The following is a 13,811-nucleotide window of genomic DNA, read 5'->3' on the forward strand; positions in this document are numbered from 1 at the left end:
ATCACGTTTTACCCGGGATTCAGGATGAAGGCCGGGTTGATAATCTATTCCAGGAAGGACACCTGCGATGAGCAGTCAACACTATTGGGCGGCGATGCCATTGACCTTCGATGAGCAAGATATAGGTCCCATGCGCAACATTGATGCGTTACTTGAGAGTGAGCGGCAGTTTCGCAGTCTTGCTGACAACATGAGTCAACTGGCATGGACTGCGGATTCAGCGGGCAACATTTATTGGTACAACGAGCGCTGGTACGACTATACCGGCGCGTCTCTGGAAGCCATGCGCGCACTGGGCTGGCGCTCTGTTCATCACGCCGAGCATGTGGATCGGGTGACGGCTCGGTTGATGCATTGTTTTGCAACGGGGTCCATCTGGGAAGACACCTTCCCATTGCGTGGCAAGGACGGCACTTATAGCTGGTTTCTGGCCCGGGCCTTGCCGATTCGTGATGAGCACGGACACATTACCCACTGGCTAGGCACCCACACCGACATTACGGCCCAGGTCAATGCCGAGGAGGCGCTTCGCGAACTCAATGAAAGTCTCGAGTTGCGAGTCGCCGAGCGTACCCGTGAACTGGCCAGTATCAATGAACTGCTGCAAATAGAAATGGCTGAGCGCGCACAGGCAGAAGAGACGCTGCGCCACGCGCAAAAAATGGATGCAATAGGTCAGCTGACCGGTGGGATTGCCCACGACTTCAACAATATGCTCACCGGCGTGCTAGGCGCTCTCGACCTCATGCAGCGACGCATTGCTGCTGGTCGAGCGGGGGAAATTGATCGCTACATCAGCGCGGCCATGACGTCTGCCAACCGGGCCGCTGCTCTGACTCATCGTCTCCTGGCTTTCGCTCGTCGGCAATCACTCAATACCACTGCTGTCGATGTCAACCAGATGGTGACGTCGATGCAGGAGCTTTTAGCGCGAACCATCGGCGAAAGTATTGAGTTGCGGATCGAGCTGAGCGATGGCTTGCATCGGACCAATACCGACGAACATCAGCTTGAAAATGCCCTGTTGAACCTGGTGATAAATGCCCGGGATGCGATGCCTGATGGTGGACTCCTTACGATCACCAGTGAGCATGTCAGCGTTGAAGCCAGGTCTGGCGATGTATCGGACGGTGAGTATGTGCGCCTGAGTGTTCACGACAGCGGTTCGGGTATGCCTGATGACGTCCTGGATCGTGCTTTCGATCCTTTCTTCACCACCAAGCCTATTGGGCAGGGAACCGGGCTTGGCCTGTCGATGGTCTACGGTTTTGTGAAGCAGACCGGAGGGCATGTGTTGATTGATAGCGCTGAGGGGCAGGGCACGGTCGTGCATCTTTACTTGCCTTGTCATCGTGATCTGCCAGAGCGCAGGCCGGTAAGTGTCGAGGGTCTGGAGGCTCCGCGCGCCGTCAATGGTGAGCGGGTGCTGGTGGTCGAAGACGAAGAGCCGGTGCGAATGCTGGTTGTCGATGTGTTGCAGGAGTTAGGTTATTCAACTCTGGAGGCCTGTGACAGCAAGGCCGCGTTGCCGTATCTGCAGGGAGGTGAGCGTATCGACTTGCTCGTCAGTGATGTGGGGCTGCCGGGCTTGAATGGTCGTCAGCTTGCGGAGATAGCCAGACAGTATCGGCCTGAGCTACGCGTACTGTTTATCACCGGCTACGCTCCCGAGGCCCAGGTGCAAGGGGATTTTCTGGGGTGTGGAATGGAGATGATGACAAAGCCCTTCACGGTCGATCAATTGGCATTGCGTGTGCGGACCATGCTCGAGCGCCGAGATCAGTCCTGATCAGTAGGCAGGTCTGGAGGCGTCGCGCTTTTCGCGTGTGCTGCCCGCAAATTTTCAAGGGCCAGTTCGGTCTTGATCAAAATCAGTTCCACTACGCGGTTTTGCTGCAACTGATCGGTCAGTTGCTGGCGAGCGTCCGCGGCTTCCTGTTGAGCCGTGCGGGCGCGCTCTTCAAGCAAGGCGCAACGCGTTTCCGAGTGTTGAAACTGCTCATTTGCACTCGCCGCCCGAGCAGTGATTTTTTCCAGATGGCTATTCTGCTTTTCGAGTTCCCGTTGAGCGCTGCGGCTTTCAGCTAACAGGCGTTCATTGTCCCGAGTAAGCCGGGTGACTTCCGTCTGATGCTGCGTGGCGCTCTGTTGCGTCTGGCGCAGTTCAGTCTGTAACTGGCGAGTGTGCTCTTCATACCGACGCTGTGCCTGCTCGTGCTGGTCTTTTGCAGATTCGCGGGCATGCAGGTTTTTCTCTTCCAGGGAGCGGATTTGCTCGTCTTTCTCCTGTAGACGGGTCGTCATGTCCAGATTGGCTTGAGTCAGGCGGGCATTGTTGGTTTGTTCAATCTGGAGTCGCTCGCGGGTGGCGTGCAGCGTTGCGGTTTGCTCTTTTAGCTGGTCGGTTTTGCGCGTCAGGCGGCTGGTGATCTCCGCTAGCTGATTTTGAATCTGCTTTAACTCTTCATTCTGCTGATGGCAAGTTGCGTCGAAGCGCGACTGCGCCGCATTTATCGTTTCTTGCGCCTGACCTTGCAGGCGTTGGGCGAGGCGAGTCACCAGCTCGGTTAGCTCATCGTTGATATCGGCCGGGGCTGTACCTGTCCGGTCGGCTGCATCTAGCTCTTTCAGATAGCGATGAATCGTGGTCTTGGAGCCGGTGTTGCCCATTTCAATACGTACCGAATCGATGCTCGGGTGCTCGCCACGGGCCATCAATGACAGTCGTGCTGTCTGTACCAATGCTTTGTTGACGCCGCCCCGAGTCATTTCGTTCGCCTTTATTTCATACTGTGGTATGTACCCTGTAATTACATACTATTTCAAGCGTTATATCGAGTTGAATTTTATCGACCTTAGGAGCGCACGAGCACCGTGAGGCCGTGATCACGGTTTGCCTGGTTCACCGCTATCGCGGCCTCGCGTGGCCCGTGCGCTCCTACAGGCTAGTGTTTGCCAGCTGAAGAGGGGCATCCTCAGTAGGCATTCCAATTCCTTCTATTAATAAGCCGCCGTTATAGTCAAAACCAATCGTGCGCATGAGGTTTGCCAATGAGCTTGCATAGGTCATTATGCGTAAGCTCCGTTTCATCGAATTAACAACCCACTAGGAGATTCACCGATGCCTATCATCAACAGCCAGGTAAAACCGTTCAAAGCCACTGCATTCCAGAACGGCTCTTTCGTAGACGTGTCTGAAGCTGACTTCAAAGGCAAATGGTCTGTCGTCTTCTTTTATCCAGCAGACTTCACCTTCGTATGCCCGACCGAACTGGAAGACCTCGCTGACAACTACGCTGACTTCAAAAAGCTCGGCGTTGAAATCTACGGCGTGTCGACTGACACCCACTTTGCCCACGCTGCCTGGCACAACACTTCGCCAGCCATTGGCAAAATCCAGTACCCATTGATCGGCGACCCAACTCACATCCTGTCCCGTAACTTCGACGTTCTGATCGAAGAAGCTGGTCTGGCTGACCGCGGCACTTTCGTGATCAACCCAGAAGGTCAGATCAAAATCGTTGAACTGAACGACGGTGGTGTAGGCCGTGACGCTTCCGAGTTGCTGCGCAAAGTCAAAGCCGCTCAGTACGTAGCTGCTCACCCAGGCGAAGTTTGCCCGGCTAAATGGAAAGAAGGCGAAGCCACTCTGGCTCCATCTTTGGACCTGGTCGGCAAGATCTAAGCTGCATGCATCCAAGTCGCGTAAGTCGGCTAGGGGCGTTGAGCTCTTAAGCAAGTAAACCGCATCGCCCCAAAAACGCCCGGGCGACTATCGCCTGGGCGTTGTTTTTTCTACTACAGCAAAAAGGAATCGCCCGCATGTTGGACGCCAATCTTAAAGCGCAGCTGAAGTCTTACCTGGAACGGGTTACCCGCCCGGTCGAGATCGTCGCGTCCCTCGATGACGGCGCGAAATCCCAGGAAATGCTGGCGTTGCTTAACGACGTGATCAGTGTTTCGAAAGACATCACCCTCAATGACAGCGGCACCGACGTGCGTACTCCGTCGTTCTCGCTTAACAGCCCGGGACAAAACATCAGCCTGCGATTTGCCGGCATCCCGATGGGCCATGAATTCACCTCGCTGGTACTGGCGCTGCTGCAAGTCGGTGGCTACCCATCCAAGGCCAGTGCGGACACTGTCGAGCAGATTCGCGCTCTTGAAGGCGAGTTCTTGTTCGAAACCTATTTTTCCCAGTCTTGCCAGAACTGCCCGGATGTCGTCCAGGCTCTGAACCTGATGGCGGTGCTGAACCCGAACATCAAGCACGTCGCTATTGATGGCGCGCTGTTTCAGGACGAAGTTACCGACCGGCACATCATGTCGGTACCGAGTATCTACCTGAACGGCGAGCTGTTTGGTCAGGGCCGCATGGGCCTTGAAGAAATTCTGGCCAAGATTGACACCGGTGCTGGTGATCGTCAGGCGCAGAAACTCAACGCCAAAGACGCTTTCGACGTGTTGGTCGTTGGCGGCGGTCCGGCCGGTTCCGCAGCGGCTGTTTATGCAGCCCGCAAAGGTATTCGTACCGGTGTGGCGGCGGAGCGCTTCGGCGGCCAGGTGCTGGACACCATGGCGATCGAGAACTTCATTTCCGTGCAGCACACAGAAGGTCCGAAGCTCGCCGTTGCCCTTGAAGAGCACGTCAAACAATACGAAGTAGACATCATGAATCTGCAGCGCGCAGATCAACTGATTGCTGGTAAGGACGGCGCACTGCACGAAGTGAAGTTCGCAAGCGGCGCGAGCCTGAAGGCCAAGACAGTTATTCTTGCCACTGGCGCACGCTGGAGGGAGATGAACGTTCCTGGCGAGCAGCAATATCGCAACAAGGGCGTGGCCTACTGCCCGCACTGCGACGGTCCGCTGTTCAAAGGCAAGCGTGTCGCGGTGATCGGTGGTGGTAACTCCGGTGTCGAAGCGGCCATCGACCTGGCGGGTATCGTGGCTCACGTCACGCTGCTTGAATTTGATGTGCAATTGCGCGCTGATGCCGTACTGCAGCGCAAGCTGACCAGCTTGCCGAATGTTACGGTCATCACCAACGCGCAGACCACTGAAGTGACCGGTGACGAGCAGAAGGTCAACGGCCTGCGCTACAAGAACCGCGTGAACGGCGAAGAAGTGGCGGTAGAGCTGGAAGGTATTTTCGTGCAGATCGGTCTGCTGCCTAATACCGATTGGCTCAAAGGCAGCATCGAGCTGTCGCCACGCGGGGAAATCGTTGTGGACTCACGTGGTGAAACGTCCATTCCCGGAATCTTCGCTGCGGGTGACGTGACCACCACACCTTACAAGCAGATCATCATTGCTTTGGGGGAGGGTGCCAAGGCTTCTCTCAGCGCATTTGATCACCTGATCCGGACCTCGGCGCCAGCCTGAGGACTAATGTTCAGGCAATAAAAAAGGGCCTCATGATATCCATGAGGCCCTTTTTGCTTGTGTGGATTACAGCGGCGTTGGCTGGATAATCTCGACCCAGTAGCCATCCGGATCCTTGATGAACGCCAGGCTGTTCATGCGGCCGTCAGCCAGGCGTTTCTGAAAGTCCACGCCCAGCGCTTCAAAGCGCTCGCAGGCAACATGCACGTCCGGCACGGAAATGCAGATGTGACCAAAGCCGCGAGGGTCGGTGTTGCCATTGTGATAGGCGAACTCCGGATCTTTTTCGGTGCCGTGGTTGTGCGTCAGTTCGAGGATGCCCGGGATCGACTTCATCCACACGTTCCGAGCGGCGTCGTCAGCCGGAATCTGGCTTTTGTCCACCAAAGCCAGGAAGTAAAGGCTGAACTCGGCCTCAGGAAAGTCGCGCTTCTCAACGAGACTGAAACCCAGTACGCGGGTGTAGAAGTCCAGTGATGCGGTGATGTCCTTGACCCTCAGCATGGTGTGGTTGAACACGAATTGCCGGGTCGCCACCTCTGGCTGTGCGGTCACGCCAGGGAAGGTATTAAGGTCTTGCAGGCTCATGGATATCTCCGGTTGAGGTCTTCTATAGATGTAAATGATACGGGCCACCTGCGCCGAAGCCAAATCTCGAAGCAATTGAAGTGTGCTGGCCCTTGTTCCTGATGAGCGTGGCGGGCAGACTTCGTTGCTTACGCGCTTCGGTGATGATTTTTATGTACTTCGGTGACGCCGCTCATGATTGACCCGCGATACAAATATTCATTCATTGGTTTTTGCCTGACGCTGGTTGCAGGCAGCGCTCATGCAACTGATGCGGTCATCATCTGGCCCAGTGGCTGGCAAGTGGAAGATCTGACCGCACAGCAATCAGGTTCGGGCCAGTCTTCGCTGCAGTCCAGGCAGCGAGCCGCGAAAAATGATCAGGCGGGCAATCCGGTCATGGTCATGGAGTTGACTGAGTCGCGTCTGGCCTCAGGTCACCAGGTCAACGTTGAAGGGGTGTTACTGGAGATGCGTAAAGCCGTGCAGGTCAATTTTGCCCGCAGCGGTTTCCAGAGCGTGTGTACCCGAATACACCCGACCGAGCTCAGTAAGATTCCTGCACTTGAGACGAGCTGTACGATCACCCAGAACGGGGTGCACGTGATGACTCAGACGCTCGTCGCGGCTGCGACGGCTGATACTGCCTGGTCGCTGTCGTACGCAGGTTCGGCTGCTGGTTACGCCGCGACCAAGGATGAAGCCCTGCAGATCCGCAACACGCTGCGGCTTGGGGCTGGTCAGTAACCGCTGCACACTCTGAGTTTCAGGCAAAAAGAAGCCCGCCGAAGCGGGCATGGGGCGCTAATCCTTTAGCGGCCTTCATCTTGGAAGACCCGCTGTGAAAAAAACGTGAAGCCTGTGAGAAAAATCTGGAACGTCCGTACTTATACATATCGGAATATTCTGACAACTTTCTACGATAATGCTGGTTGTTATTAGTCTTGATTGCTGCTGCTCTCGGGTTGGCATATGCAAGCTCATCAACGTTGTGAATTAGGCGTATAGATAGATATCTCCAGGCGGCGCCAGTAGTAGTCGCTCGAGAGCTTGTCCTAACTGAGCTCAGTCACGGTTGAACGAAGTTGTACGACAGTACAAAAATGATAAGTCGATTAATGCCAATGAATTATATCTGGCGTCAGAGAGTTGTCGCTCGTATAAAAAAGCCCTGCAAGGGCAGGGCTTTTTATACTGAAAGAACTCGATCAGGCGCGAAGCCATGAGTCGACGGTATCAACACCGTATTGCTCTTTCCAGGATTTCAGGCCACGGTGGTTGCCACCTTTGGTCTCGATCAGCTCACCGGTGTGAGGGTTCTGATAGACCTTGACGACTCTCGCACGACGGCGCTTTGGCCCAGCAGCAGCGGGCAGAGAGGACGAGCCTTTAGGGTCGAGGATAGTGATGATATCGCGCAGACCCTTGTCGTACGTGCTCATCAGAGCCTGAAGCTTCTGTTCGAACTCGATTTCCTTTTTCAGGCCTGCATCATTCTTCAAGAACTCCAGCTGGGCGAGCTGTTCCTGAAGGGCTTTTTCTGCTGCGCGAAACTCGGCAAGTCTGGACAAATAACATACTCCAACGGTGATTGGCTGTTACCAGCGTCAAAAAACGATAAGACAAGATGCTCGGGAGTTACGCGCAGTCGATTGTCCGTCAGGGAACCAAGGGGCGTATTTTTCTCCAGTGAGTTTAGCGCTTCCTGTCGTTTTCATTTCGATGAAAAAAGGTAGTTGTAATCAGTAGCGTGTAAATCATGCACGTTTTTTTTGAGTTAGAAAATACTTTTGATGCAATTAACTAGCGGTATGGATGTCCTGAGTTTTTGATGACGCTACTCGCTTCGTCTTATCAGATGAATTCGCTTGTAAGTTATTTCTGATATTAAGCGTTCGGGGAACTACACAATTTTTCGCCTTGAAGCTGCATTTTTTTGGCTAGAGTCCCTGCTGTAGAGCCGGATCGTCAGGGTTTTGTTGCTCAAGCTCGGCTTGCAATATCTGTACGTTTTGCAATTGCCCGGTTTCCTTCCAGTATCGAATCAATAACACCCGAGCCTGGCGGTTGGCTGGCTGGCGTTGGAGGATTTCAGCCAATTGTTTTTGCGCTGCCTCCAATTGCTCAAGGTCGTGAAGTGCCACGGCTAGGTCATATCGGTAATCAGTGTTGTCAGGTTCCAGCTCAACAGCTTTGGCCAGTGCCAGCAACGCATACTCGGTTTGATCATGATCGAGCAGCCACATTCCCAGAGCGTGTTGAAGCCTTGATGAGTTTGGGTGGTGGGTCAGAAGCCGACCCAGCAATTGACGCGCTTGCTCGGTTTGCCCTTGTTGGTCGAGTTGTTCGAGATAAGCGATGGAGGCATCCAGATTTTTTGGCTCCAGATCCATTGCGACTTGCAGAGCAGCCAGCGCAGCCGGACCGTCACCGCTGTGCGCGAGTAATCGAGCCAGTTGCAACTGACTGCTGCCGGTGGGGGGCTGAGCCTTAAGGCTTGCCACGTACAGGTCGACGCTGTGTTGCAACGCTGCGAAATACAGACCAAGCTCGTCAGGCGACAGATCGAGCAGGGCCATGGTGGCGGTAAAGCGAACCGATGTTTCGGGATCTTCAAGCAATGGTCCCAGCAAAATGCTGCGTTTGCCGTCGGGCAGCATTTTTGTGGTGACCTCAATGGCTGCCTCACGCACGAGTGTTGAGTCATTCTGCAGCGCAGCATCGAGCAGCTTCAGTGCTTGAGGGCTCGGGTAGTTGGCGAGTTCGGCAAGCAGGCTGGCGCGACGAATATCGGAGAGGTCGTTGCGGGCAAGGTGCTGATAGAGGACCCGGGCAGCACCCGGTTTGCCGTTGTGCGCCAGCTCCAGGGCCTCGCTGTAAGTCTGGCTGAGTACCGGGGGGGCAGGCGGGGTTGCCCACTGGTGACCCAGGTAAACGGCGCCGATCAATGCGATCAGGATTACCCCGGCCATCAGTGTTATACCGCGGCGGGCTTTTGTTTTTGAAAAAAAGCCTCGAACAGGCATGAGCATACCGATATCCATTTCTTTACGGCTTGCAGCTTCGTGGAGCGACGGCTTGGTGTCAAACGATCGATGTTGAATGGATGGGGTAACGACGGGTTCTTCCATGCAGTTACGTGTGTACATATCCATGACCGCAGAAACGGATATGTACACACGAATCACTAAACGCCAGACACCAAAAAGCCCCGCAGTCCAGGAGGAGCGGGGCTTCATGGTTCAAGCAGTCAATCCATCAAGCCTGTGGCTGCCAGCCTCCGCCCAGTGCTTTATAGATAGCGACGATGCCGTGGTACAGATCGATCTCGGCCTGAGCCTGTGAGTCCTCGGCTGCGAGACGTTCGCGCTCGGCGTCCAGCAGCACCAGGAAGTCTGCGGTGCCTTCGCGGTATTGGATCGACGCGAGATTGGCCGCCGCACGACTCGCTTCACTCTGACGAATCAGCGAAACCAGACGTTGCTGACGTTTGTCGTAATCGCTGAATGCGTTTTCCGACTCCTCCAGCGCCAACAGTACCTGCTGCTCATAGTTAGCCAACGCGCCTTCAGCGTCAGCATCGGCCCCGCGAATCCGTGCTCGCACACTGCCTAGATCAAACGCTGCCCACGAAATGCTTGGCCCCAACGACCAGGCTCTGGCGGCTGACGAGCCGATTTGTGATCCGCGGCCGGCGGTAAAGCCCAGAAAACCACTCAGGCTGACCCGAGGGAACAAATCAGCCGTTGCCACACCAATACGGGCCGTGGAGGAGGCCAACTGACGTTCAGCCGCACGAATGTCCGGGCGTTGACGCAGCACCTGGGTCGGATCGCCAATAGGCAACGCTTTGGCAATCGCCGGCAGTTTTGCCGGGCTCAGGTCGACACTCAGGCTTTCCGGACGCTCGCCCAGCAACGTTGCGATGCGGTTACGCTGACGAACCTGTTCGGCCTGCAATTGCGGAACCGACGCTTCGACTGCCGCAAGGCGCGCATCGGCACGCATGACATCCAGCTCATTGCCTACCCCGGCGTCACGCAGTTGCGCTGTAACCCCGCGGGATTCCTGTTGGTTTTTCAGGTTTTCCCGAGCAATTTCCTCACGCAACTGCGCCCCGCGCAGTTGGCCGTAGGCATCCACCACTTCGGCGGTCAGGGTGACCTGAAGCTGATACAGATTGGCTTCGGCAACGTCCTGATCGGCTTCGCTGGCTTCCAGCTCGCGCTGAATACGGCCGAACAGATCGAGCTCCCAGGCCATGTCCAGGCCCAGATCGTAACGCTCACTGCTGACTCGGCGTTCAGTAATGCCTGGTTGCTGGCCTTTTCCCAGATCACTGCTGACCCGGCTGGTGACCACGGGCATGGCGTCATTGCTGACGTCATCGCGGATTGCTCGTGCTGCTTTGAGGCGGGCGAAGGCGACGCGCAGTTCGCGGTTGTCATTCAGCGATTTGGCGACCAACTGGTTCAGGGTTGGATCGTCAAACTGCTGCCACCAGACGGTTTCCTGATGGCTGCGGTCAAACTTGCCCTCGGTCGCCGAAGCGACCTTGGCAGCTGCGGTATCAGGAGCTTTGTAATCAGGGCCGACCGCACATGCAGCCAGCGCCAAAACCAGCAGGCTCGGCATGAACAGCTTTAACGAATTCATCAATGCGCCTCCGGGTTCAGGTTTTGCACGCTCTGTGTCCTGGCCGCCTTGCGGGCCTCTTTGCGCTCCACATAGTTACGAATCAGCACGTAGAACACCGGTGTCAGCAGCAGGCCGAAGAAGGTCACCCCGAGCATCCCCGAGAACACCGCAACACCCATGGCGTGACGCATTTCTGCACCGGCGCCGCTGGAGAACACCAGTGGCACAACACCCATGATGAACGCGAAGGAAGTCATCAGAATCGGCCGCAGACGCAGGCGGCACGCTTCCAGTACGGCTTCCAGCGGCGACATGCCTTCGGTCTGCTTGTCCTTGGCGAATTCGACGATAAGGATCGCGTTCTTACAGGCCAGTCCCACCAGCACGATCAGTCCGATCTGGGTAAAGATGTTGTTATCGCTACCCGACAGAATCACCCCGGTAATGGCCGACAGCAGTGTCATCGGTACGATCAGGATCACCGCCAGTGGCAGGCTCCAGCTTTCGTACTGAGCAGCCAGCACCAGGAAGGCCAGCAGAACGCAGAGCGGGAAGACCAGCAGCGCGGTGTTGCCCGACAGGATTTGCTGGTACGTAATCTCGGTCCACTCGTAGGTCATGCCATTAGGCAGTTCGTCCTTGAGCAGTTTTTCCACGGCGGCCTGAGCCTGCCCCGAGCTGTAACCCGGAGCGGCAGCGCCGTTGATTTCTGCCGTGATGAAACCGTTGTAGTGCATGACCCGATCCGGACCTGCGGTGTCGCTGACCTTGATGAAGGTCGCCAGCGGGATCATCTCACCCAGGTTGTTGCGTACCTTGAGCTGACCAATCTGGTCGGCGTCCTGACGGAACTGTTGTTCAGCCTGAACGTTGACCTGATAGGTGCGGCCGAAACGGTTGAAGTCGTTGGCGTACAGCGAGCCCAGGTAAACCTGCAGGGTGTCGAAGATATCGCTGATCGCCACGCCGTGAGTCTTGGCTTTTTCACGGTCGATGGCAGCATCGACCTGCGGCACATTCACTGTGTAGCTGGTGAACAGGCCAGCCAGTTCCGGAACGCTGTGGCTCTTGGCGATGATATTCATCGTCTCTTTATAGAGCTCGTCGTAACCCAGGTTGCCACGGTCTTCGATCTGCAGGCGGAAGCCGCCGATAGTGCCCAGACCTTGTACCGGTGGCGGCGGAAAAATCGCCATGTAGGCGTCCTGAATATCACCGAACTTGCCGTTCAATGCACCTGCAATTGCACCTGCCGAAAGGCTGGCGTCTTTGCGATCCTCAAAAGGTTTGAGGGTCACGAACACGATGCCTGCGTTCGGGCTGTTGGTGAAGCCGTTGATGGACAGGCCGGGGAACGCTACTGCACTTTCCACACCATCCTGTTTCAGGGCGATGTCGGACATGCGTTTGATAACGTCTTCGGTACGGTCCAGGCTGGCGGCGTCCGGGAGCTGGGCGAAAGCCACCAGATACTGTTTATCCTGCGGCGGTACGAAACCAGTCGGTGTGGTGGCGAAGCCGAAGTAAGTCAGCACCATCAAACCGCCGTAAAGCACCAATGCAATACCGCTGCTGCGAATCACCCGACCGACGATGCCCACGTAGCTATTACTGGCGCGTTCGAACACTCGGTTGAACGGGCGGAACAGCCAGCCCCCGAATATTTTGTCCAGACCGCGCGAGAAGCGATCTTTCGGCGCGTCGTGAGCCTTGAGCAGCACGGCGGACAATGCCGGTGAAAGGGTCAGGGAGTTGAAGGCCGAAATCACCGTGGAAATCGCGATTGTCAGTGCAAACTGCTTGTAAAATTGCCCCGTCAATCCGGAGATGAACGCAGCCGGGATGAACACCGCGCAGAGCACCAGCGCCGTGGCGATGATCGGTCCGGTCACTTCCTTCATGGCCCGCTTGGTGGCTTCTACGGGATTCAGACCGAGTCCGATGTTTCGCTCGACGTTCTCCACTACCACGATGGCGTCGTCGACCACGATACCAATGGCCAATACTAATCCGAACAGTGATAACGCATTGAGCGAGAAGCCGAACATGTGCATTACGGCGAACGTACCGATCAGCGATACAGGCACCGCAGCCAATGGAATGATCGAGGCGCGCCAGGTCTGCAGGAACAGGATCACGACCAGCACAACCAGAATCAACGCTTCGAACAGGGTATGAATAACCGCTTCAATCGAGCCGCGAACAAAGATCGTCGGGTCGTAAACGATGCTGAAATCCATGCCTTCCGGGAAGTTCTGCTTCAGCTCGGTCATCTTCGCCCGAACGTCGTTCGAGATGTCGATGGCGTTGGAGCCTGGGCGCTGGAAGATCGGGATCGCCACAGCAGGCTGGTTGTCCAGCAGTGAACGCAAGGCGTATTGGTTGGAGCCCAGCTCGATACGCGCGACATCACGCAGACGAGTGATCTCACCGTCGGCACCGGAACGAATCACGATGTTTTCGAATTCTTCTTCGCTGACCAGACGGCCTTGGGTGTTGACCGACATCTGGAAGCTGGTGGCGCTAGGCGAGGGCGGTGCGCCCAACTGGCCCGCAGCGACCTGACGGTTCTGCTCGCGAATGGCGTTGACCACGTCGGTTGCGGTCAGATTGCGCGAAGCGGTCTTGTTCGGGTCCAGCCAGACCCGCAGCGAGTAGTCGCCCATACCGAACAATTGCACGTCACCGACACCGCCAAGGCGAGCCAGCTCATCCTTGATGTTGAGGATGGCGTAGTTGGACAAGTACAGCATGTCGTAGCGTTTATCCGGCGAGGTCAAGTGGACCACCATCGTCAGATCGGGCGACGCCTTGTCCACGGTAATACCGATGCGCGTCACTTCTTCAGGCAGCTTCGGCTCGGTCCGGGTGACCCGGTTCTGAACCTGTACCTGTGCGTTATCCAGGTCAGTACCCAGCGCGAAGGTAATAGTCAGGGTGATTTTGCCGTCAGCGGTGGATTGCGAGGACATGTACAGCATGTTCTCGACGCCGGTAATTGCCTGCTCTAGAGGAGCGGCAACAGTTTCGCCGATAACCTTGGGGTTGGCGCCGGGGAAGTTGGCGCGCACGACGACGGTGGGTGGTACTACTTCAGGGTATTCACTGATCGGCAACTGGAACAGTGAGATGGAGCCCGCGATCAGGATCAACAGCGACAGCACCGCCGCGAAGATCGGACGCGAAATAAAGAATTGAGAGAAGTTCATCAGTGGTTTTCC

Annotated in this window: 9 protein-coding genes and 1 pseudogene; 4 read left to right on the forward strand and 6 right to left on the reverse strand. The window is 56.1% G+C overall.

What is annotated here, in order from left to right; all coding sequences use genetic code 11:
- Positions 1-130: 130 nt before the first annotated feature.
- A pseudogene (locus AUC60_RS00855) lies at positions 131-1,789 on the forward strand (hybrid sensor histidine kinase/response regulator); the annotation flags it as partial.
- Here AUC60_RS00855 and AUC60_RS00860 read toward each other — a convergent pair.
- Positions 1,780-2,769 carry a DNA-binding protein gene (locus AUC60_RS00860; protein ID WP_087264080.1) on the reverse strand — a complete coding sequence of 330 codons (990 nt, stop codon included), beginning with the start codon at positions 2,767-2,769 and terminating at the stop codon, positions 1,780-1,782. The pseudogene AUC60_RS00855 and the gene AUC60_RS00860 sit on opposite strands and share 10 nt — an antisense overlap.
- Before the next feature lie 352 nt (positions 2,770-3,121).
- On the opposite strand from AUC60_RS00860, the gene ahpC reads away from it, so the two are divergent.
- Positions 3,122-3,685: an alkyl hydroperoxide reductase subunit C gene (gene ahpC, locus AUC60_RS00865; protein ID WP_027902690.1), complete on the forward strand. Its 564-nt coding sequence runs from the start codon at positions 3,122-3,124 to the stop codon at positions 3,683-3,685.
- Positions 3,686-3,822: 137 nt separating this feature from the next.
- Positions 3,823-5,385, forward strand: coding sequence for an alkyl hydroperoxide reductase subunit F (ahpF, locus tag AUC60_RS00870; protein ID WP_087264082.1), 1,563 nt, complete (start codon positions 3,823-3,825; stop codon positions 5,383-5,385).
- A 66-nt stretch (positions 5,386-5,451) separates the two neighbouring features.
- Here the strand turns inward: ahpF and gloA are convergent, their stop codons facing one another.
- Positions 5,452-5,973: a lactoylglutathione lyase gene (gene gloA / locus AUC60_RS00875; protein WP_087264085.1), complete on the reverse strand. Its 522-nt coding sequence runs from the start codon at positions 5,971-5,973 to the stop codon at positions 5,452-5,454.
- Between the two features lie 174 nt (positions 5,974-6,147).
- On the opposite strand from gloA, the gene AUC60_RS00880 reads away from it, so the two are divergent.
- Positions 6,148-6,699 (forward strand): DUF4946 domain-containing protein, encoded by a 552-nt coding sequence (locus tag AUC60_RS00880; RefSeq protein ID WP_087264086.1) that lies wholly within the window; start codon positions 6,148-6,150, stop codon positions 6,697-6,699.
- 461 nt (positions 6,700-7,160) lie between these two features.
- On the opposite strand, the gene AUC60_RS00885 is transcribed toward AUC60_RS00880, so the two are convergent.
- The 4 genes from AUC60_RS00885 to AUC60_RS00900 all read right to left on the reverse strand — a co-directional run bounded on the left by AUC60_RS00885 (position 7,161) and on the right by AUC60_RS00900 (position 13,799).
- The gene (locus tag AUC60_RS00885; RefSeq protein ID WP_087264088.1) at positions 7,161-7,523 is read right to left on the reverse strand and encodes a histone-like nucleoid-structuring protein, MvaT/MvaU family; all 363 of its coding nucleotides are present in this window, start codon (positions 7,521-7,523) and stop codon (positions 7,161-7,163) included.
- 369 nt (positions 7,524-7,892) lie between these two features.
- On the reverse strand, positions 7,893-8,924 hold the full coding sequence (locus AUC60_RS00890; RefSeq protein WP_238599488.1) for a HEAT repeat domain-containing protein: 1,032 nt from the start codon (positions 8,922-8,924) through the stop codon (positions 7,893-7,895).
- A 286-nt stretch (positions 8,925-9,210) separates the two neighbouring features.
- Entirely contained in the window at positions 9,211-10,608 is a 1,398-nt protein-coding gene (locus AUC60_RS00895; RefSeq protein ID WP_087264090.1) for an efflux transporter outer membrane subunit, read from the reverse strand.
- Positions 10,608-13,799 carry an efflux RND transporter permease subunit gene (locus AUC60_RS00900; protein ID WP_087264091.1) on the reverse strand — a complete coding sequence of 1,064 codons (3,192 nt, stop codon included), beginning with the start codon at positions 13,797-13,799 and terminating at the stop codon, positions 10,608-10,610. The genes AUC60_RS00895 and AUC60_RS00900 overlap by 1 nt, the downstream gene beginning before the upstream one ends.
- Between the last annotated feature and the right edge of the window lie 12 nt (positions 13,800-13,811).

The organism is Pseudomonas caspiana (genome assembly GCF_002158995.1).
Lineage (GTDB): Bacteria > Pseudomonadota > Gammaproteobacteria > Pseudomonadales > Pseudomonadaceae > Aquipseudomonas > Aquipseudomonas caspiana.

Coding starts and splice junctions, on each gene's coding strand:
- AUC60_RS00860 (WP_087264080.1), bottom strand. CDS start 2,769: ATGACTCGGGGCGGCGTCAACAAAGCATTGGTACAGACAGCACGACTG.
- ahpC (WP_027902690.1), top strand. CDS start 3,122: ATGCCTATCATCAACAGCCAGGTAAAACCGTTCAAAGCCACTGCATTC.
- ahpF (WP_087264082.1), top strand. CDS start 3,823: ATGTTGGACGCCAATCTTAAAGCGCAGCTGAAGTCTTACCTGGAACGG.
- gloA (WP_087264085.1), bottom strand. CDS start 5,973: ATGAGCCTGCAAGACCTTAATACCTTCCCTGGCGTGACCGCACAGCCA.
- AUC60_RS00880 (WP_087264086.1), top strand. CDS start 6,148: ATGATTGACCCGCGATACAAATATTCATTCATTGGTTTTTGCCTGACG.
- AUC60_RS00890 (WP_238599488.1), bottom strand. CDS start 8,924: ATGGCCGGGGTAATCCTGATCGCATTGATCGGCGCCGTTTACCTGGGT.
- AUC60_RS00895 (WP_087264090.1), bottom strand. CDS start 10,608: ATGAATTCGTTAAAGCTGTTCATGCCGAGCCTGCTGGTTTTGGCGCTG.
- AUC60_RS00900 (WP_087264091.1), bottom strand. CDS start 13,799: ATGAACTTCTCTCAATTCTTTATTTCGCGTCCGATCTTCGCGGCGGTG.